Here is a 21,361-nt window from a genome sequence, read left to right as displayed (position 1 = left end):
CAACTTGGTGGCGGCCCGCATCGGCCAGCCGCCGGTCATGCGCCGATCAGTCCTCACATTGTTCAATGACCGTGCCCCCGAGGTCGGCGTGCCTGGCGAGAACCCCAACTTGGCCCAGCCTGGACTGGTGCTCAGTGGCTTCGTCGAGCGGGTCGGCGACCCGGTGCCGCTGGTGGCCGCCGACGGCTCCCCACACAGCGGCGAGCGTGTGCTCGTCGAGGCCCTCGACGCGATGGCGCGCACGGTGGGCGGTGGTGCCCCGATTGCCATCGCCGTACCCGCGCACTGGGGCGCGGCCACCGTCGGCGCACTGCGCGGTGCACTGCGGGCCAAGCCGAGCCTCGCGCCCGACGGCGTGCCCGCGGCGCTCATTCCCGATTCGATCGCAGCGCTGTCCGCGTTGCAGGCCGCGCCAGGGCTGCCGTCGAACGGCGTCGTCGCGCTGGTCGATCTGGGCGGCAGCGGAACCAGCATCACGCTGGCCGACGCGGGCGCGAACTTCGATGCGATCGGCGAGACGGTCCGCTACGCCGACTTCTCCGGCGACCTGATCGACCAGGCACTGCTCGACCATGTGGTCGCAGGCATCGCCGAAGCCAACAACGCCGACCCGACCGGCACCCTGGGACTCGGATCGCTGGCCCGGCTGCGTGACGAGTGCCGGCAGGCCAAGGAACGGCTGTCGGCCGAGACGGCTACTGCCGTGCACGCCGAGCTGCCCGGCTTCAACTCCGACATCCGGGTGACCCGCACCGAGCTCGAGAGCCTCGTCTCCGCACCGCTCGCGGGGCTGCTCGCCGCGATCGAGGAAACGTTGCAGCGCAACAACATTCCTGTCGCGAATGTTTCAGCCGTCGCGACAGTCGGCGGCGGAGCCAACATCCCGCTCGTCACTCAGCAGCTGTCCGAGCGGTTGCGGGCGTCGGTCGTGACGACGCCGCAGTCGCAGCTCAACGTCGCGGCCGGAGCTGCGCTGGTGGCCGACACCGGCCTGGCGGCGGACGCGCCAACAGGGATGGCGGCCGCGGCCGACGCCCCGACGAGCATGGCCGCCGCGGGCTGGGCCGCAGGCGCTGCGGGATTGGCCGCGACCGAATCGGCGTCCGACGGTGCCGGGTCGGCGACCTTCCGGGCGCTGGCGTGGTCGCAAGACGATTCGCCGACCGGCGAGCCCGTGCCCTACTCGGGCGACGACTACACCTTCGAGGCGGGTGCGACGGGTGCCCGCCCGCAGATGGCGTTCGCCCACGAGGAGGAGGGCTACGGCGAGGAGCCGGGGCCACTGCCGTGGTACAAGCGCCCGCCCATTCTCTTCGGCGCGGCGGCAGCGGCGGCACTGCTCGCGGTCGGCGGCCTCGCGGTCACGCTTACCAGCACGAGTGGCAGCAGCAGCCCGGTGACCGAGACGGCCACGCATGTCGAAACCGGGCCTTCGCCAACCGAACCGCCCACGCAAGGGGCACCGCAGACGGTGACCGTGACCGGCTCCGACGGTAGGCCGAGCACGACAGTCGCGCCTTCCCCAACACCGTCCAGCGAGACGACAACGTCGCCGACGACCACCACGACCACCACAACGACCACAACGACCACCACAACCACGACGACCACAACCACGACTACGACAACCCCGCCCACCACCACCACGACGCCGCCGACGACGACGACCTCCAAGCCGCCGACGACCTCGGTGGTCACGACGACGACGGCCGCCGCGCTGTCGCCCGTGACAAACACCCAGCCGTGAGCCCATGGCCAGACCGGCGCCCGATCCGCTGACCGACATTCCGCCGGCCGCGCGAGACGCCGTGGCCACACTGGTCTCCGCTCCCACCGCGGCGATCAAGGTACTGGTCTCCGGAGGCATCGGCACCGGCAAGACTTCGGTTCTCGCCGCGATCCGCGCGGCGCTGCGGGACGCGGGGGTAACGGTGCTGACAAGACCGCCGCGTGACGGTGACGACACGAGCGCCGCGGTTGTGATCGACGACGCGCATCTGCTCGACGACGCCGAACTCGGCGCACTGACCGAGCTGGCGGCCGATCCCGCGTCGACGATCGTGGTCGCCGCCCAACCGCTCGCGCACCATTCGTCGCTGCGTTCCCTGGCCACCACGATGGAACGCGAGAACCCCGTGGTGTCACTCGGTGCTCTGACACCGCAGGAGGTGGGCCGCGCGGCGGCCGAAACACTCGGCGCCCCACCGACTTCCGAGATCGTGCGCTCATTGATGGTCGCGACGGCCGGGCTGCCGTTCCTGCTGCGGCCCGCAATCGCCGCAGCCGCGTCGCCCGATGGCGAAGCACCCGCGACGGCGATCATGCAGGCCGCGAAGTTCGCCCTGATCGGAGGGCTGCGCCGGCTCGACGAACCGGTGCTCGACGCGCTGCTGGTGTCCTCGCTCAGCCCCGAGCTCGGGTCAGACGACGTCGCGGCCGCGCTCGGGGTGGCCGCTGACGAGGCGCAGCGACTGGTCGACCGCGCCCGTGCCAGCGGGTTGATCGAGCCGTCACACAGCCACGCCTTCCTGCGGACGGTGCACCGCTGCATCGCTCAAATCATCGGCAACACTCGCCACCACGACACCGAGATTTCCCTGCTTGTTTCGCAGGTCGAATTGTCAACGCTTTCAGGCGATCTCGCGCTTCGATTAGCGGAGCACGGATTGCGCGATGACCGGCTTGCGAATGCGCTGGCGGACTTGGCTTCCCGCAGCCATGGCCAACCCGCCAGAGCGGCGCGGCTGTATCGCGCCGCCGCGGACGCCGGGGCGACGGCGCTCAACACGCGCCTAGCCGACGCGCTCGCGTTGACCGGTGACTGCGCCACCGCCGGCCGGCTGGCCGATGAATTGCTCGGCAGCGAGGACACGGCCGAACGCGCCGCCGCGGTGAGGATCGCGGCGAGCATCGCCATGCACGACGGCAGCGCGGCTCAGGCCGCCGACCTGTTCCGGTGGCTCGGGCCGTATCCCGACGCGTTCGTCAGCGCCGCGGGCGCGATCGTGGCGGTCGCGACGGGTGACCTCGATTCGGCGAGGGCGGCATTGAGCGCTGAGAGCGCCGGGCCGCCGACGTCGACGGCGCGCGCCGCGCGCAGCCTCGCCGAAGGTCTCATGCTGTCGCTCGATCAGCCGTTCCCGGTCGCCGTCGCGCGGCTGGGTCAGTCGATCACCGCAGAACAGCACCAGCCCGGCGTCGCGCCCGACTCTCCGGCCGCACTCGTGACGCTGGCCGCCCTGCACGGCGGCGACCCGGTTCGGGCCCGCAGTGTGATCGGCCGGGCCGTGCGAGCCGGTAGCCAAACAGACACCGTCGACGAATCCTTCTTCTCCCACCGGCATCGGCTGCTGCTGGGCTGGGTCCGGATGCAGGACGGACAACTGCCGGCCGCGACAGCCGACGTCACGTCGACCGTCGACGCGACGCTGCACCGCAGGGACGCGCTGTGGGCCGCGGCGTTGCAGACGGCGATCGCGCGCCGCAGCGGTGACAGCGGCGCCGTGCAAAAGCACTGGTATGCCGCGATGGAAGTGCTCGCCGAGTACTCCGTCGACCTGTTCGCATTGCTGCCGCTGGGCGAGCTGTGGATGGCTGCCGCGCGAATGCGTCAGGTCGACCGGCTCGAGCACACGCTCGCCGAGGCGTTCGCACTGCTCGAGTCGCTCGGCAAGCCACTGCTGTGGTCGGTGCCGCTGCACTGGGCCGGCGTACACGCCGGCATCCTGGCCAACTCACCGGAAGCCGTGGCGCCGCACGGCCAGGCGTTGACCGCCGCCAGCCGACAAGACGGAGCCCACAGCGCGTTCGCCAAAGCACTGGCCAACGCCGGCCGCACCTGGCTGCGGGTGCTGGCCAACCACGTCGACACCGACGAGGTGACCGCGGCGGCGCGGGGCTTGTCGCAATTCGGCCTGACGTCGGATGCGACGCGGCTGGCCAGTCAGGCCGCCCTGCAGACGCCCGACGGGCGGGTGTCCGGCGCGATGCTGCAGCTGGCGCGCGACCTCAAACAGACCGTCCCCGTCGACGAGGCGCCAGGCGTCGAACCCGCCGCGGTCACCGAAGTGGCGCGCAGCACGCCGTCGCGGCCGACATCTTCCAGGCTGTCGGACCGCGAACGCGAGGTCGCCGAGCTGTTGCTGCTCGGCATGCCGTACCGCGACATCGGCAGTCAGCTGTTCATCTCGGCCAAGACCGTCGAGCACCACGTCGCGCGGATCCGCCGCCGGCTGGGCGCCGAATCGCGTTCGGAGATGCTCTCGATGCTGCGCGCGATGCTCGCCCCCCAGGGCTGAATCCCCCAACGGGCCCACATCCCCTAATCCGAATTCCCCATAGGGACCGCGCCAGCCAGGGGTCCAGCACCGGATTTGCTGGCCCGCCGATCGCCATACCGTCGTTCGCATGTTGAATTCCCCAGGCAATCACGGATATTCACTCGGCCTGTCCGTCGGCGCGACCAACATCGCCGGTACCCGCGACGGGCACACCGCCGCCATCCACCCCGCGGAGGTCACGCTGCAGGGACGACGGCTCACCGGCTTCGTCGACCGAGTCGGTGACCCCGTTCCGCTGGTGGCCCCCGACGGCTCCAAGCACAACTCCGAGCGGCTGGTCGCCGAGGCGCTGGGCGCGATGGCCCACTCGCTGACCGACGGCATGCGGGTCGGCGAGATGGCCGTCACCGTTCCCGCGCACTGGCGCGCGCCGGTTGTCGACACACTTCGCCGCAACCTGCGCGACGGTGTGCCGGTGGTATCCGACGCCACCGCCGCGCTGACGGCTCTACGGGCCAAGCCCGGTCTGCCCACGCACGGCGTGATCGCCCTGTGCGACTTCGGCGGCAGCGGCACCAGCATCACGCTGGCCGATGCGGCGTCGAACTACGCGCCCATCGGCGAGACCGTCCGCGTCTCCGACTTCTCCGGTGATCAGATCGACCAGGCGCTGCTCAGGTACGTCGTGGTCGGGCTGTTGGACGCGTCGCAGGCCGATCCGGCGAGCACCGCGATGGTCGGCTCGCTGGTGCGGCTGCGCGAGGAATGCCGAGGCGCCAAGGAGCGGATGTCTGCGGAGACGTCGACGGCGATCGCGGCCGACGTTCCCGGGTACCGCGGGGATATCCGAGTGACGCGTACCGAGCTCGAAGATCTGATCCAGGAGCCGCTAACGGATTTCCTTGCCGCGCTTGACGACACGCTGGACCGCTACCGCGTGCCCGTCGCAAATGTTTCGGCCGTCGCGACGGTCGGCGGAGGCGCGCGCATTCCGCTGATCACCCAGCGGCTGTCCGAACATCTGCGTGCGCCCGTCGTGACGACACCGCACCCGCAACTGACCGCTGCCGAAGGGGCCGCGCTGATCGCCAACCGCAGCCGCATCGCCGACACGGCGACCGCCCTGACGCCGACCGCTCCTGCCGCAGCGCCGGTGACCGTGTCCCTGGTTTCCCACGAGGAAGCGTTGGCCTGGTCTCAAGACGACTCCAGCGAGGACGTGCTGCCCTACAACGACGTGACGGACTCCCGCCCGGAGGTGCACTTCCGTCACGAGGAATGGCAGGACGAGGAGCCGCCGCGGCGTGGTCCGCTTGTGCTGTTCGGTCTCTCGGCCGCCGCGGCGATTATCGCCAGCGCGGTGTTCGGGATCACCTTGCTCAGCGACACCACCACAACCCCGGTTGAAGCAGCGACCGCCTCGACCACCTCCCCGGCTCCTGCGGCGTCGGCGCCTCTCCCAGCACCCCCGGCGCCGCAGGCCACCCAAGAAGTCACGACGGTCGTGATGCAGAAGCCCGCCCAGCGGTCATACCCGGCGCCACAGCAGCCGCGAACCCAGGCACCCGCAACCCAGCAACCGCCGGCCCCGTCGACGACGACAGAGCCGACGACCACCACGCCAACCACGACGACTACGACCACCACACCTCCGACCACCACGACACCACCCACTACGACACCACCCACTACGACGACGCCATCGCCACCGCCGATCGATCCGGGCACTGGCGGAAGCGGGAAGACGCCGCCTCCGATCGACCCCGGCACCGGCAGCGGCGGGACGGGCGCGACCACTCCGCCGATCGATCCGGGCACGGGCAGCGGAGGTGCCACAACCGCGCCCAAGGCTCAGTTAGGGCAGCCTTGGTAGCGACGTTTCCGCGCAAGATGCAACTATGAGCAGGCATCAAGCGAAAGTTACCGGCTAGTAACGTACTGTAAGTTACTGTTCGGTAACTTAGGAAACGGGAGGCACGCGGTGGATACCCAGATGCTGATCAGGCTTGTCGTCGGGCTGGGACTGACAGCACTAGTACTGGTGTTCGCCGCCAAGCGAGTCTTGTGGCTGACGAGCCTGATCCGTTCGGGGCAGTCCACCAGCGACGAGCACGGACGCAAGGACCACCTCGGCACACGCATCACCACCCAGGTCAAAGAGGTGTTCGGGCAAACCCGGCTGCTGCGCTGGTCGATCCCCGGCCTCGCCCACTTCTTCACGATGTGGGGCTTCTTCATCCTCGGCTCGGTCTACCTCGAGGCGTACGGCCTTCTGTTCGTCCACGACTTCCACATCCCATTCATCGGCCGCTGGGACGGGCTGGGCTTCCTGCAGGACTTCTTCGCCGTCGCAGTGCTGCTCGGCATCATCACGTTCGCGATCATCCGCGTCGTGCGCGAGCCCAAGAAGCACGGCCGCGATTCCCGGTTCTACGGATCGCACACCGGCGGCGCCTGGCTGATCCTGTTCATGATCTTCAACGTCATCTGGACGTACGCACTGGTCCGCGGTTCGGCGGTGAACACCGACAACCTGCCCTACGGCAACGGCGCGTTCTTCTCGCAACTCATGGGCTGGGTCCTGAACCCGCTCGGTCACACCGCCAACGAGTGGATCGAGACGATCGCGCTGCTGCTGCACATCGGCGTGATGCTGGTCTTCCTGTTGATCGTGCTGCACTCCAAGCACCTGCACATCGGCCTGGCCCCGCTCAACGTCACGTTCAAGCGGCTGCCCGATGCGCTTGGCCCGCTGCTACCGGTGGAGTCGAAGGGCGTTCCGATCGACTTCGAGGATCCCGCCGAAGACGCAGTGCTTGGCCGCGGCAAGATCGAGGACTTCACCTGGAAGGGCTATCTCGACTTCACCACCTGTACGGAGTGCGGCCGCTGCCAGTCGCAGTGCCCGGCCTGGAACACCGGCAAGCCGCTGTCTCCCAAGCTCGTGATCATGAATTTGCGCGACCACCTGTTCGCCAAGGCGCCCTACATCCTTGGCGACAAGGAGACCCCGCTGGAGAACACCCCGGAGGGCGGCGTCGGCGAAGAACTCCGCGGCGAGAAGCACGACGAGGAACACCACGTCCCCGAGTCCGGTTTCGAGCGGGTGATGGGCTCCGGACCCGAGCAGGCCACGCGGCCGCTGGTGGGCACGGCAGAACAGCTAGGCGTGATCGACCCCGACGTGCTGTGGTCCTGCACGACGTGCGGCGCGTGCGTCGAGCAGTGCCCGGTGGACATCGAGCACATCGACCACATCGTCGACATGCGCCGCTACCAGGTGATGATGGAGTCGGAGTTCCCGTCCGAACTCGGTGTGCTGTTCAAAAACCTTGAGGCCAAGGGCAATCCGTGGGGTCAGAACTCCAAGGATCGCACCAACTGGATCGACGAGGTCGACTTCGACGTGCCCGTCTACGGCAAGGACGTCGAGTCCTTCGAGGGCTACGAGTATCTGTTCTGGGTCGGTTGCGCCGGCGCCTACGAGGACCGTGCGAAGAAGACCACCAAGGCCGTCGCCGAACTGCTGGCCATCGCGGGTGTGAAGTATCTGGTGCTCGGCGAGGGTGAGACCTGCAACGGCGACTCGGCCCGCCGCTCGGGCAACGAGTTCCTGTTCCAGCAGCTGGCCGCGCAGAACGTCGAGACGCTCAACGACCTGTTCGAGGGTGTGGAGCGGGTGGACCGCAAGGTCGTCGTGACCTGCCCACACTGCTTCAACACGCTGGGCCGCGAGTACCCGCAGGTCGGTGGCAACTACACCGTGCTGCACCACACGCAGCTGCTGAACCGGCTGATCCGGGACAAGAAGCTGGTGCCCGTAAAAGCGGTCGATTCAGACGGGCAGGGCGCCGACATCACCTACCACGACCCGTGCTACCTGGGCCGGCACAACAAGGTCTACGACGCGCCGCGCGAGCTGATCGGCGCATCCGGCGCGAAGCTGACCGAGATGCCGCGCCACGCCGACCGCGGCCTGTGCTGCGGCGCGGGCGGTGCACGGATGTGGATGGAAGAACACATCGGCAAGCGCGTCAACCACGAACGCGTCGAGGAGGCACTGGACACCGGCGCGTCGAAGATCGCGACCGGCTGCCCGTTCTGTCGCGTGATGATCACTGACGGTGTCGACGATGTCGCCGCCGCCAATGACGTGCCGAAGGCCGAGGTGCTCGACGTGGCTCAGCTGTTGCTGGGTTCGCTGGACAAGGACAGCGTCACGCTGCCCGAAAAAGGCACGGCCGCAAAGGAAACCGAGGAACGCGCCGCCAGGAAGGCCGAAGCCGCACCGAAGGCAGAGGCCGCTACCGCGGTCGCCGAACCGGAAGCCAAGCCGGAACCCACCCCATCGACTGCGACCGCAGGTGAGACGAAGCCGGTGACCGGCCTCGGTATCGCAGGCGGCGCGAAGCGTCCAGGCGCAAAGAAGACGGCGGCCCCCGCCGCCGGTGAAGCACCGGCGGCCGCAGCACCACCCGCCAAGGGGCTGGGCATCGCCGCAGGCGCCAAGCGTCCAGGTGCGAAGAAGGCCGCACCAGCCGCCGAAGCACCGGCCGCAGAGGCGCCTGCCAAGCCCGAACCCGAAGTCAAGGGCCTCGGCATCGCGGCCGGGGCACGCCGTCCTGGCGCCAAGACGGCCGCGCCGACGCCTGCCGCCGAACCAGCCTCGACGGCAACGGAACCGCAGTCGACGGCCACCGAGCCTGAACCGACTGCGACCGAGCCTCCCGTCAAGGGCCTCGGTATCGCACCGGGCGCCCGGCGGCCAGGCGCGAAGAAGGCGCCAGCGGCACCGAAACCCGCTGCGCCGCAGCCCGAGCCGCAGGCCGACGGCGAATCGGCCGCTGCGCCTGAGCCTTCCGCCGAGGGCAACGGGGAGAAGTCGGCGCCGCCGGTGAAGGGCCTGGGAATCGCGAAAGGTGCACGTCCGCCCGGCAAGCGGTAGCCATTTGCGCTCCTCGCGTGCGCGGTGACCTGCGTTTTTACAAAATCGCTGGACGGCAGTGAGACCATGGTGGGCGTGACTACCCACCAAGTGCCGTGGCATGCGACCGGCCACCACTCGCGGCAGCGCACGTTCACGCAGTCGTCCAAGCTACAGGACGTCCTGTACGAGATCCGTGGGCCGGTACACGAGCACGCGTCACGGCTGGAGGCCGAGGGGCACCGCATCCTCAAGCTGAACATCGGCAACCCCGCGCCGTTCGGCTTCGAGGCTCCCGACGTCATCATGCGCGACATCATCCAGGCGCTGCCATACGCGCAGGGCTACTCGGATTCCAAGGGCATCATGCCGGCCCGTCGCGCGGTGTTCACTCGTTACGAACTCGTGGAGGGCTTCCCCAAATTCGACGTCGACGACGTCTATCTCGGCAACGGCGCCTCCGAGCTCATCCAGATGACGCTGCAGGCGCTGCTGGACAACGGCGACCAGGTGTTGATCCCCGCACCGGACTATCCGCTGTGGACCGCCTGCACCTCGCTGGCCGGCGGCACCCCGGTGCACTACCTGTGCGACGAGACACAGGGCTGGATGCCCGACATCGCCGACCTGGAGTCGAAGATCACCGACCGCACCAAGGCGATCGTCGTGATCAACCCGAACAACCCGACCGGTGCGGTTTATAGCCGCGAAATCCTCAACCAGATGGCCGATCTCGCGCGCAAGCATCAGCTGCTGCTGTTGGCCGACGAGATCTACGACAAGATCCTCTACGACGACGCCAAGCACATCGCGATGGCGTCGGTGGCGCCGGATGTGTTGACGCTGACCTTCAATGGATTGTCGAAGGCGTACCGCGTCGCCGGCTACCGGTCTGGTTGGCTGGTTATCACCGGTCCCAAAGAACACGCCGAGAGTTTCATCGAGGGCATCAGCCTGCTGGCCAATATGCGGCTGTGCCCCAATGTGCCTGCGCAGCACGCGATCCAGGTCGCGCTCGGCGGCCATCAGAGCATCGACGATCTGGTGCTGCCCGGAGGACGGCTGCTCGAGCAGCGCGACGTGGCATGGACCAAGCTCAACGAGATCCCAGGCGTGTCCTGCGTGAAGCCCGAGGGCGCGCTTTACGCGTTCCCACGGCTGGATCCCGAGGTCTACGACATCGAGGACGACGAGCAGTTGGTGCTCGACCTTCTGCTGCAGGAGAAGATCCTGGTGACTCAGGGCACCGGCTTCAATTGGCCGACACCGGATCACCTGCGCATCGTGACGCTGCCGTGGGCGCGTGATCTGGCCAACGCCATCGAGCGGTTGGGCAACTTCCTCGCCAGCTACCGGCAGTAGGCCGTCCAGGGTCGGCCTCTACCCTGGCCGCGTGACGCATTCGCACGCCCACTCGCACTCGCTAACCGGCCCTGCGCCGCTGGGCCCGCTGGCGGCCAAGATCGTCGTCGGCCTGCTCGTCGCCATCGGGGTGGCCGTCCTGACCGGCGCGGTGTGGCTGTGGCCGAGCCACCAGAAAGTCGACATTCCGCTACCGTTCCAGAACGCGGCCGGCGGCGCGGTGACCACCGAATCCGGACACGTGCTGTCCAGCAAGTTGGCCGCGTGCGGCAGCCCGTCGGCCGGCGCGGTACTGACCGCCGATCCCGTCGCAGCCCAGGGCGAGGGTTCGCAATGCGTGCAGAACCTGGTGGCCATCGACTCCGGCCCCAACAAGGGCGCGAACACGCTGCTGGAGTTCAGCGGCGGTCCGGGCCAGCCACATCTCACCGCCGGCGACCACGTCCGGATCAGCCGCCAGGTGGATGCGGGCGGGTCCACGACGTATGCCTTCTACGACTATGAGCGCACCTGGCCGCTGATCGTGCTAGCCGCGGCGTTCGCGGTCGTGATCGTCGCGGTCGCCCGCTGGCGCGGGCTGCGGGCGCTGATCGGGATCGTCGTCGCGTTCATGGTGCTCGTCGTCTTCCTGCTGCCAGCTCTGCGCGACGGTGCCGCGGCCATACCCGTCGCGCTGGTCGCGTCGGCGGTCATCCTGTACGCAGTCATCTATCTGGCGCACGGCGTGAGCCTGCGCACCAGCGCGGCACTGTTGGGAACTCTGGCCGCGCTAGTCCTAGCCGCACTATTATCCTGGGGCGCAATCGAATTGGCTCATCTGACGGGCCTGTCCGAGGATCAGAACAACGAAGTGGCCGCGTACATGGGCAACGTGTCGATCACCGGATTACTGCTGGCGGGATTCATCATCGGCTCACTCGGTGTGCTCAACGACGTCACCGTCACGCAGGCCTCGACGGCGTTCGAGCTGGCCGAGACCGGCGCCAGCCGCAAAGCAATCTTCCTCGGCGCCATGCGGGTTGGCCGCGACCACATCGCCAGCACCGTCTACACGCTGGTGCTGGCCTATGCGGGCAGCGCGCTACCGCTGCTGCTGCTGTTTTCCGTCGCCAACCGGTCGCTCGGCGACGTGCTGATGAGCGAAAGCGTGGCCATCGAGATCGCCCGCTCGGCCGTCGGCGGCATCGCGCTGGCCCTGTCGGTGCCCCTGACGACAGCGATCGCCGCGGTGCTGGCGACGTCCGGAGGGCAGGAGCGTAGCGACCCGGCAAACAACAGGGGCTACCGCTCCAGCAGCCCCAGTAGGTAATCGCCGTATCCGGACTTGAGAAGCGTTTTCGCGCGTACCGCCAACTGCTGATCGTCGATGAAACCCATGCGCCACGCCACTTCCTCCGGAACGCCGATCTTCAACCCTTGACGGCGCTCGATCGTGCGCACGAAATCGCTTGCGTCCAGCAATGAGTCGAACGTTCCGGTGTCCAGCCACGCCGTACCGCGGTCCAGGGTTTCGACGATCAGCCGGCCCTGGTTCAGGTACGTCAGGTTGATGTCGGTGATCTCGTACTCGCCTCGCGCCGACGGCTTCAGCGACCGCGCGATCTCGACGACGTCGTTGTCGTAGAAGTACAGGCCCGGCACCGCGTAGTGCGACTTCGGCGTTACGGGCTTCTCCTCGATGGACAACGCGGTCCCGTCGTCGGAGAAATCGACCACACCGTATGCCGACGGATTGGCCACCCAGTACGCGAAAATCGCTCCGCCGTCGACGGTTTGGAAGCGGCGCAGCGCGGTACCGAGACGTGGGCCGTAGAAAAGGTTGTCGCCCAAGGCCAACGCCACCGAGCCGGTCCCGATGTGGTCGGCGCCGATCACGAATGCCTGCGCCAGCCCGTCGGGCCGGTCCTGCACTGCGTAGCTGACATCGATGCCGAACGCCGACCCGTCGCCGAGCAACCGATGAAAGGCCGGGGCATCGGCCGCGGTGCTGATGACCAGGATGTCGCGGATTCCGGCCATCATCAGCGTCGAGAGCGGGTAGTAGATCAGCGGCTTGTCGTAGACGGGCAACAGCTGCTTGGACACGCCCATCGTGATCGGATGCAGCCGGGTTCCCGATCCGCCGGCCAGGATGATCCCCCGCATCACCCGGCGAGGTCCTCTTCGGACAATTCCGTCGCGGCAAGCGCGGAGGCGAGATCGTCGTGGCGGAAGACCGATGTGACGTGGTCGTGAACGACACGAAATGCCACCGCCGCGCCGTCCTGTTCCTCGGCGACGACCACACCGTCACGGACGAACAACCGGCCTGGGTCGGCCGCTGTGACGGCCAACGCTGTCGCCCACTCCCGCAAGGCTTGATGTCCTTGGCCCGCGCCGTTCGCATCACCGAACTCGATATCGTCGCTGGATACCTGCAGCAAGGTGTCGAAATCCTGCTCGTTGAGCGCGTCATGCCAGGCGAGGACGGTCGCGATCTCCGAAGTGCTCATGTTCGAGAAACTACGCCACCTAGAACGGTGTGCGCTCGAGCCAGCGGTCCCACACGGCAGCGTCGCCGAGCACCTCGACCCCGCCGTCGGCGGCACTGCGCCGCCGCACGACGGCCAGCAGCAGCTCCTTGGCGGGTCCGCGAAGCGCGGCGTCGCCCTTGCCGTGGTCGTGCGACCAGGCGACACCGTCCTCCACGTCGCTGGTGATCGTCCACTCACCCGTCGGGCCGAGACCGTCGTCGGTGGCATGTAAATGCAGTGTCTGTCCCAACTCCAGCGGCAGCGGCTGCGATCTCGCCTCGATGCTGACGCGCTCGATCCACTCACTGATTCCGTCGGCGGCCAACTCAGGCGACAGCTCGTAGTCGACGCCCAGGGCGAACGCCGCGTCGGCGCGGTGCACCGTGGCTTCGTGCAAGCGCCGGCGGATCCACCAACCGCAGGGCCGCGCACCGAGGAACGTCCACACCCGTGTCTCGGGGCCGACGCGGTCGACGGCGTCGATGATGAGTTGCGCACCCCTGTTCAGCCAGTCGATGGCGGCGTCCGCGTCTTCTGGCGGTTTACCGTCGCGCACCTCGCGGGGATCGAGAGCGTCTGACCGTCGGTCGGCGATGATCTGTGCGGCCCAACGGTTTCCGCGCCCGACGTGGCGGAAGAGCTGTTTCAGCGTCCAGTCGGGGCAGGTCGGTACTGGCGTTGACGGGTCTGTACTGCGGATCAGTTCCCCGAAGGCCCGGGTCTGGTCGAGCAGCGCCGCTCGGAAATCCACGCTACGAACCTACAGCGGTGCGCGCCTTCCCGAGCACGATCGGTAGGGTCGACCACCCGCGCAGTACACGCGTATCGCGACGCACGCCATTGCCGGCCAAGCGTGCGTCGGGGAATCGTTCGAAGAACGTTCGCAGCCCTACCTCACCTTCGGCGCGGGCGAGGGCCGCGCCGAGGCAGAAGTGCCTGCCGCCGGAGAACGACAGGTGCTTGCCGGCGTTCTCGCGTTCGATGTCGAACCGGTGCGGGTCGGTGAAAACCTTGGGGTCGCGGTTGGCGCCGGCGAGGTACAGGATGACGCCTTCGTTTCGGCGGACCAGGGTGCCCGCGATGTCGGTGTCTTTCTGTGCGATCCGGGCAGAAAGTTGTACAGGCGACTCCAGCCGCAGGATCTCCTCGACCGCGTTCGGCCACAGCTCGGGGCGGGCCGCAAGCGTGTCGAGGTGTTCGGGCGTATCGAGCAGCATCCGAATTCCGTTGCCCAGCAGGTTCACCGTCGTCTCGAAACCGGCGGCCAACACCAGTCCGGCAGTGGCCATCAGCTCGTCGTGAGTCAACGGGAGTTCCGATTCTTCGGATGCCCGGATGATCTGGCTCATCAGGTCGTCACCCGGATTGCGCCCCAACTGCTGCAGGTGGCCGGCCAGCCATCGGTTGAAACCTTCGATGGCGCTATAGACCTCGCGATACTGACGCCACGTCAGGCCGATGTCCAAACTCGCCGCGCCGTGCTCACCGAACTCCAGGATGCGGGGCCGCGCGTCGTCGGGCACGCCGAGGATGTCGCCGATCACCGTGACGGGCAGCTGCGAACAATACTGTTCGACCACATCAACCGTCCCCTCATCGCCAGCGAGCTCGTCGAGCAGCGCCTCGGCGGTCTGCTGCACTCGGTCCCGCAGCCCCGCCACGGCGCGCGTGGTGAACACGGACGAGACCAGCTTGCGGTACCGGGTGTGGTCGGGCGGCTCCACCGTGAGCATGGACGGCGGCGCAAGCGGATGCAGCAGATCGGGTTTCGTGCGGTCGACAGCCCATTGCAGCGGCTTGGGCAGGTTTGACCCCATCGCAATGACGTGGAAGTCCTCGGATCGCAACAACTCGTTGCAGATCTTGTGGTCGACGGTGATGTAGACGGCGCGGCCCTTGACGATAGGCCCCTGCGCCCGAAGCTCGTCGGTGAACGCGGCGGGATTGGTCCGCACGACCGGGTCGGCGATCAAGCGGCCCTGTGGATCACCGCGACTGGCGAGGAATCTCGATACCGCGCGGACGACCCCGTGTAGGGCCAGCCACTGCATCCGTTGCTTCATCGCCACACTCCGATCAACCGAATTTCGGTTCGGTTATCTGATGGCAGCGTACCGAATTACCATTCGGTATGGCAAGGAAGCGGATACCGGCCGAGGAGCGACGGGCTCGCATCCTCGCCGCGGCCGTCGAAGTCTTCGCGCAACACGGTTACGCCGAGGCGAAGATGCAGGACATCGCGGCGCGCGCCGGTGTCGTGCCGTCCGTCCTCTACGACCATTTCGGCTCCAAGCGCGAACTCCACATCACGGTCCTCGAGCAACATGCCGGACAGCTGAGGGAACGTTCGCTACGGCGCGTCGAGGGCGCGTCGGCCGAGGAGCTGGTTCGCGCGAGCATCTCGACCTACTTCGAGTTCGTCGAGCAGGACCCGTTCATGTGGCGCTTCCTACACCGAGACCCGCCGGCCGACCCGGAGATCGCGGCGGTCTGTCAGGAGATCGCCGACCGCGGCACCGAAGCCATCGCCGACCTCATCCGCTTCGGAGCCGGTGACGCCAAACCCGTAAAGGGCATCACCGTCGATGACGCGGCGTGGATTCTTGCCCGCGCCACGCAGTCGGCATGTGGTGGCGTCGCCACGTGGTGGTACGAAAACCGCGACGTCCCACGCGAGCGCGTGGTCGAACTCGTCTTCATGCTGTTGTGGCAAGGCTTCGACGGGATGCTCAAGCAGGCGTCTGCTGGTTGACGCTCTTCCCAAGGGCGTAAACCCGCCAGCCGGCGCGGGTCCATCGCTCGACGTCGAGGCAATTGCGGCCGTCGACAACGACTTTGGCGCGCACCGTCTGGGCCAGATCGTCGGGGTCGAGCTCGACGAACTCACGCCATTCGGTGAGCACCAGCACGGCGTCGGCACGGTCGCAGGCCTCCACCACCGACGTCGAGTAGTTCAGTGTCGGGAAGAGGCGCTGCGAGTTCTCCATCGCCTTCGGGTCGTAGACGTTGACGGTGGCGCCGTTGAGCTGAAGCATGCCAGCCACATTCAGCGCCGGCGAGTCACGGACGTCGTCGGACTCCGGCTTGAACGCCGCGCCCAGCACCGCGACGTTGGCTCCGAGCAGGGAGCCGCCGCACGCCTTGGTCGCCAGCTCGACCATGCGGGTGCGGCGTCGCATGTTGATGCTGTCCACCTCGCGCAGGAACGTCAGCGCATGGTTGGCGCCCAGTTCACCCGCCCGCGCCATGAACGCACGGATGTCCTTGGGCAGACAGCCACCGCCGAAACCCAAGCCGGCGTTGAGGAAGCGACGACCGATCCGGGGGTCATGCCCGAGCGCGTCGGCCAGCAGGGTGACGTCGGCGTCGACGGCCTCGCAGACCTCAGAGATCGCGTTGATGAACGAGATCTTGGTGGCCAGAAACGCATTCGCCGACACCTTGACCAGTTCGGCGGTCTGCAGATCCGTCAGAAGGAACGGCACATCCTGGTCGAGCAGCTGCGCATAGAGCTCGCGGATCGCCGCCTCTGCTCGGATCGAATCCTTTTGCACTCCAAGCACAATGCGGTCGGGATGAAGCGTGTCGTGTACGGCGAAGCCTTCGCGCAGGAACTCGGGATTCCAGGCCACTTCGACGTCCACGCCCCCGCGGGCCAGGCCGCGGGCGCGCTGCGCCAACTCGGCGGCTGTGCCGACCGGAACGGTGGACTTGCCGACGATCACCGCGGGCCGCCGAAGGCGCGGCACCAGCGTGTCGATCACGGCATGCACGTGACGAAGGTCAGCGCCGTATTCGCCCTTCTTCTGCGGAGTTCCGACGCCGAGGAAGTGCACGTCGGCGAATTCGGCCGCGTCGTCGTAGTCGGTGGTGAAGCGCAACCGACCTGCAGCAAGGTTGTCGCTCAACATCTTTCGCAGTCCCGGCTCGTAGAACGGGATGTCGCCCGCAGCCAGCTTGGCGACCTTGCCGGGATCGATGTCGACGCCTATTACCTCGTGCCCAAGTTCGGCCATTCCGGCGGCATGCGTCGCGCCAAGATAGCCCGTGCCGAAGACGGTGCATCGCATACTGCCTCTATAGGCAGCCCCTATGAGCTAACCGCTACGGGACACTGAGCGGCAAGCCAACGGAAGGTTACGGCTAGTGGCCGCTGCAGAAGATCAGGAAGCAGCCGCCGCCAGAACCTCCGCGACCGGACGAGCCACCGGAGCCTCCAGAACCACCGGAGCCATAGTCACCAGAGCCGCCCGAGCCGGGGTAACTACCGGAGCCTGAGCCGGGGTAGCTGCCCGAGCCGGAACCACCCGAACTTCCCGAGCCGGAACCAGGCGACTGCCACGGTGGCTGCTGTGGCTGTTGGGTCGGCGGCTGCTGTGGCTCCTGCGGCTCTTGCGGCCACGGCTGCGGCCACGGCGGTGGCGTCCACGTCGGCTTTGGCGGGGTGTACGTCGGCGTCGGCGGTGACCAGGGCGGCGTCCACGGATTCCGCGGGTACGGGTTGTACGGGTTGTACACCGGCGGCGGCAGGTACGGGTTGTACACCGGCGGGATGTAGGCCGGTGCCGGCAGCACGGGCGCCGGCGGAGGCGCCTCGGGAACCGGAGCCGGCGCGGCCGGAGGCGGGGCAGGCGCGGGTGCCTGCGGTGCCGGCGCCTGCTCGACGAACACCTGGCGCGGGGCAGGCGCTTCCTGCACGACGGGCACGGGCGCCTTGATGGTCTCGGCAGGCGGCGGCGGCGCAGGCGGAGCGACGGGCTGCTGAGCCTCGTGCACCGGTGCCGGTGCGGGCGCCTGGACGCTGGGCACGATCGCGCTTTGCGCCGGGCTCGGCCGCTGGTCGACCGTCGGGCGGATGCTGACGGCGAGCGAAATGACCAGTGCCACAACGCCGACCACGAAGATCGACGTCAGCGCGCTGCCGACGAGCAGGAACGGCTTGCGGCTCTCGTCGACGGGCAGCTCCATGTCGGTGTCCGGCGCATAGTCATCGCGCAGCGGATCGGCCCCGCCGACCGGCGCCATCTGGGTTACCGCGGCGGCAAGGCCGGCGTAGACCGAGCCCGCAGTCGTTCCGTCGGGATCCTGGGAGTAGGCCAGGCCGACCGTGGTGGCCTCGAAAGCGGGCGCAGTGGCAGAGGCCAGCGCCGCACCGCGGGCGAGAGCGAGTTCGGGTTCTTCGGGCGCGCTGATCGGGAGGCTGACGAGATGCTCCAGATGTCCCTTGACCGAACTCACATCGACGCCGGAGCCGACGACGAACATGCCCTGCGGCCGCGGTTCCTGTGCGTCGACGGCGGCGACCATGTCGGTCAGCACGGCCATCGCGTCATCGCTGTGAAGGGAGCCGCTCAGCACCTTCACGACGGAGCCGTCGTCGGTCTGAACCACCGACAGCGTGGCGGTGTCGCGGTCGATGAAGAACAGCGCGGTGGTGTCGTAACCGACGGCGCGACCGACCGCCTGTGCAAGGGCCGCGGCGGCGTGACTCTCCGAGACAAGCATGACGTCGTCGATGCCGTGGGCGGCCAACGCGTCGCGCAGAGTGGACGCTTCGGTGTGGTCACGCCACGTGACGCCGATCGACTTGAGGTGATGCCCACTGGACGCGGCGCTTTCCTTGGTGCCGAGCACCGCAGAGACGACCTGTTCGGCCGCGCTCGAATTTGCCCCGCCATCGGCGGCGGTGACGTCGAAGACGTCGTGATCGACGGTGACACCGTCAGCCTTATCGCCTTCGACCAGCACCATGCGGACCGTCGTAGGTGTCATCGACACACCCAATACGATGTCCACTGACCCCTCCAAGTGTTTGCTACGCTATCAAGATCTCCATTAAGGTCTCACGTCACTCGGACCGACGACCCGATATTTCATCGTCGCGACCAGCTTGGTCGTTACATCGAACGGCGTTAGCTGATGGCGCTCGCCAAGCCCGGTATCAAAACCCTACTCGGCTCAACGACAACCCGCGTTGAGCGGTTCAAATTCCCTTATGGGTCAGCCTTCTTGGGCAGTCTCGGTTCGCGGTCCCAGCGCACCCAGGTCACCGAACGACGAAGGGCGCCGCGACGGCAGATGACCGTGCACGTTTTCGGCGTATGCGGTCTCGGCGTGCTGGGCGAAGTCGATGCCGTTGGTCTCGTCCTCAGGGCTGATGCGGAAGCCGATCACCCGGTCGATCAACTTGGCCAGCACGTAGGAAACCGCGAACGCGTACACAGCGACGACCACCGCGCCGAGCGCCTGCTTACCCAGTTGGACAAACCCGCCGTTGTAGAACAGGCCCTGCGGTCCGGCTGTCATCACCTCGGTGGCAAGCAGGCCGATCAGCAGCACGCCGACGAGCCCGCCGACGAAGTGCACGCCGACCACATCGAGTGAGTCGTCGTAACCCCACCGGAATTTCGCACCGACCGCAAACGAGCAGACGATGCCGGCGGCAAGACCAACCACGACGGCGCCGAGCGTGTTGACGGTTCCGCAGGACGGCGTGATCGCGACGAGTCCGGCGACCACACCGGAGGCGGCGCCGAACGTCGTCGGCCTGCCGTCGCGGATCTGCTCGACCGTGAGCCACCCGAGCATGCCGAGGCAGCCGGCGACAAGCGTGTTCAGGAAGATCGCCGAGGCCTTACCGTCGGCCGCCAGGGCCGAACCGGCGTTGAAGCCGAACCACCCGAACCACAGCAGCCCGACGCCGAGCAGCACGAACGGCAGGTTGTGTGGACGCATGGCGTCTTTCTTGAAGCCGATGCGCGGCCCGAGGACCAGAGCCAGCGCGAGCGCGGACGCACCGGAGACGATCTCGACGACCAGGCCGCCTGCGTAGTCCAGCACGCCGAACTCGTAGAGCCAACCGCCGGGGCCCCAAACCCAGTGCGCGACTACCGAATACACAGCGACCACCCAGAGCGGGACGAAGACCATCCAGGCGGCGAACTTCGCGCGGTCGGCGATCGCGCCGCTGACGAGCGCCGCGGTGATGATCGCGAAGGCAAGCTGAAACGTCGCGAACAGAAGCTCGGGAACCGCACCGTGCGTGGTGCTCGGATCGATGCCGAGCATCCCGATGTGCGCAAGGTTGCCGATCAGGCCGGCGGCGCCGTCCTCCGAGAAAGCCAGCGTGTAGCCGAGCAACAGCCACGCCACCGTGACGAGCGGAATCGATATGAAGCTCATCATGATCATGTTGAGCACGCCGGTGGTGCGGACCATGCCGCCGTAGAAGATGGCCAGCCCAGGCGTCATGAGTAGGACGAGTGCGGTGCTGGCCAGCAGCCAGGCGGTGGCGGCAGGATCGATCGCTTGCAAAACAGCTCCCTCCGGTCGGACAAGAGCATAGGGAACCGGTTACGTCGGAGTTACCAGATCCTCACAGAGCCGGCCGTGGGTCAGCTGGATTTGATGAAGTTCTGATACGAGCGCGACGGAGTGGGGCCGCGCTGACCTTGGTACTTCGATCCCGCTTGCGCACTGCCGTAGGGGTGCTCGGCCGGGCTGGTCAACCGCAGCAGGCAGAGCTGACCGATCTTCATGCCGGGCCACAGCGTGATCGGCAGGTTCGCGACGTTGGACAGCTCGAGGGTGATGTGGCCCGAGAACCCGGGGTCGATGAAACCGGCCGTCGAGTGGGTCAGCAGCCCGAGCCGGCCCAGCGACGACTTGCCCTCCAAGCGGCCGGCGAGGTCGTCGGGCAAGGTGCACAACTCCAGCGTCGAACCGAGGACGAACTCTCCGGGGTGGAGCACGAATGGCTCGCCGGGATCCGGCTGCACAAGGCTGGTCAACTCGTCCTGCTGGATGGACGGATCGATGTGGGTGTAGCGGGTGTTGTTGAAGACCCGAAAGAGGCTGTCCAAGCGGACGTCGACGCTCGACGGCTGCACCAGGTCCGGGTCGTAGGGATCGATGCTCAGGCGCTCGGCGGCGATTTCGGCACGGATGTCGCGATCGGAGAGCAGCACGCGGTCGAGCGTAGCCGCTCGGATGTTAGCCTTCGTGGTCAAACAGGCCGATGTAGTTCAATGGCAGAACATCAGCTTCCCAAGCTGAATACGCGGGTTCGATTCCCGTCATCGGCTCCATGTGATGTTGCAAGACATCCGAATAGCTCTGAACCCTCGTTGGGGGTTCAGGGCTTTTTTCGTGGGCGTCCGCAGGGGACTCCGCGGGGTTGGTAGTCCCTGGTGGTGTCGATGGTGAGGTGGCGGATGAGCTCGCCGGTGGAGGCGTCGATGATTCTGACATCGAGGTCGTGGACGAGCATGAGAACGCGGGTT

15 protein-coding genes and 1 tRNA gene are annotated in these 21,361 nt (G+C 67.5%); 8 read left to right on the top strand and 8 right to left on the bottom strand.

The features are described 5' to 3' along the window. The 6 genes from VJV41_RS26125 to VJV41_RS26100 form a co-directional block, all read left to right on the top strand. Positions 1–1,747, top strand: a 1,747-nt coding sequence (locus tag VJV41_RS26125) for an Hsp70 family protein (RefSeq protein ID WP_325338695.1), incomplete at its 5' end; no start/stop codon positions are given. A 4-nt stretch (positions 1,748–1,751) separates the two neighbouring features. Beyond that, entirely contained in the window at positions 1,752–4,298 is a 2,547-nt protein-coding gene (iniR, locus tag VJV41_RS26120; RefSeq protein ID WP_325338694.1) for an isoniazid response ATPase/transcriptional regulator IniR, read from the top strand. Positions 4,299–4,407: 109 nt separating this feature from the next. Next, positions 4,408–6,153 carry an Hsp70 family protein gene (locus VJV41_RS26115; RefSeq protein WP_325338692.1) on the top strand — a complete coding sequence of 582 codons (1,746 nt, stop codon included), beginning with the start codon at positions 4,408–4,410 and terminating at the stop codon, positions 6,151–6,153. A 108-nt stretch (positions 6,154–6,261) separates the two neighbouring features. After that, a complete protein-coding gene (locus VJV41_RS26110) occupies positions 6,262–9,225 on the top strand; it encodes a heterodisulfide reductase-related iron-sulfur binding cluster (protein ID WP_325338690.1) in 2,964 nt (987 codons plus the stop codon). Positions 9,226–9,291: 66 nt separating this feature from the next. After that, positions 9,292–10,566, top strand: a complete 1,275-nt coding sequence (locus VJV41_RS26105; protein WP_414685059.1) for a pyridoxal phosphate-dependent aminotransferase — start codon at positions 9,292–9,294, stop codon at positions 10,564–10,566. A gap of 31 nt (positions 10,567–10,597) precedes the next feature. Next, the gene (locus tag VJV41_RS26100) at positions 10,598–11,875 is read left to right on the top strand and encodes a YibE/F family protein (RefSeq protein WP_325338689.1); all 1,278 of its coding nucleotides are present in this window, start codon (positions 10,598–10,600) and stop codon (positions 11,873–11,875) included. On the opposite strand, the gene rfbA is transcribed toward VJV41_RS26100, so the two are convergent. The 4 genes from rfbA to VJV41_RS26080 are packed head-to-tail and all read right to left on the bottom strand — an operon-like array spanning position 11,848 to position 15,142. Then, entirely contained in the window at positions 11,848–12,711 is an 864-nt protein-coding gene (gene rfbA / locus VJV41_RS26095; RefSeq protein ID WP_325338697.1) for a glucose-1-phosphate thymidylyltransferase RfbA, read from the bottom strand. The genes VJV41_RS26100 and rfbA overlap by 28 nt on opposite strands. Then, positions 12,711–13,058, bottom strand: coding sequence for a nuclear transport factor 2 family protein (locus tag VJV41_RS26090; protein ID WP_325338687.1), 348 nt, complete (start codon positions 13,056–13,058; stop codon positions 12,711–12,713). Before VJV41_RS26090 ends, rfbA begins: the two co-directional genes overlap by 1 nt. Before the next feature lie 19 nt (positions 13,059–13,077). Next, on the bottom strand, positions 13,078–13,830 hold the full coding sequence (locus tag VJV41_RS26085; protein WP_325338686.1) for a maleylpyruvate isomerase family mycothiol-dependent enzyme: 753 nt from the start codon (positions 13,828–13,830) through the stop codon (positions 13,078–13,080). A gap of 1 nt (position 13,831) precedes the next feature. Beyond that, positions 13,832–15,142 carry a cytochrome P450 gene (locus VJV41_RS26080; RefSeq protein ID WP_325338684.1) on the bottom strand — a complete coding sequence of 437 codons (1,311 nt, stop codon included), beginning with the start codon at positions 15,140–15,142 and terminating at the stop codon, positions 13,832–13,834. Positions 15,143–15,210: 68 nt separating this feature from the next. On the opposite strand from VJV41_RS26080, the gene VJV41_RS26075 reads away from it, so the two are divergent. After that, positions 15,211–15,831 carry a TetR/AcrR family transcriptional regulator gene (locus tag VJV41_RS26075; RefSeq protein ID WP_325338683.1) on the top strand — a complete coding sequence of 207 codons (621 nt, stop codon included), beginning with the start codon at positions 15,211–15,213 and terminating at the stop codon, positions 15,829–15,831. Here VJV41_RS26075 and VJV41_RS26070 read toward each other — a convergent pair. The 4 genes from VJV41_RS26070 to dcd form a co-directional block, all read right to left on the bottom strand. Further along, the gene (locus VJV41_RS26070) at positions 15,809–17,149 is read right to left on the bottom strand and encodes a UDP-glucose/GDP-mannose dehydrogenase family protein (protein ID WP_325338682.1); all 1,341 of its coding nucleotides are present in this window, start codon (positions 17,147–17,149) and stop codon (positions 15,809–15,811) included. The two genes, VJV41_RS26075 and VJV41_RS26070, sit on opposite strands and share 23 nt — an antisense overlap. Positions 17,150–17,222: 73 nt before the next feature. Next, on the bottom strand, positions 17,223–18,875 hold the full coding sequence (locus VJV41_RS26065) for a DUF7159 family protein (RefSeq protein WP_325338681.1): 1,653 nt from the start codon (positions 18,873–18,875) through the stop codon (positions 17,223–17,225). 204 nt (positions 18,876–19,079) lie between these two features. After that, a complete protein-coding gene (locus VJV41_RS26060; protein ID WP_325338679.1) occupies positions 19,080–20,393 on the bottom strand; it encodes an ammonium transporter in 1,314 nt (437 codons plus the stop codon). An 80-nt stretch (positions 20,394–20,473) separates the two neighbouring features. Next, positions 20,474–21,046 carry a dCTP deaminase gene (gene dcd, locus VJV41_RS26055; RefSeq protein ID WP_325338678.1) on the bottom strand — a complete coding sequence of 191 codons (573 nt, stop codon included), beginning with the start codon at positions 21,044–21,046 and terminating at the stop codon, positions 20,474–20,476. Between the two features lie 46 nt (positions 21,047–21,092). On the opposite strand from dcd, the gene VJV41_RS26050 reads away from it, so the two are divergent. Continuing rightward, positions 21,093–21,166 (top strand) — tRNA-Gly (locus VJV41_RS26050). The last annotated feature ends 195 nt before the right edge of the window (positions 21,167–21,361 follow it).

This window comes from Mycobacterium sp., from assembly GCF_035274705.1.
In the GTDB taxonomy this organism is placed as follows: Bacteria; Actinomycetota; Actinomycetes; order Mycobacteriales; family Mycobacteriaceae; genus Mycobacterium.
Note: the sequence above shows the minus strand (reverse complement) of the source record. Positions and strands in the feature narration are given on the sequence as shown.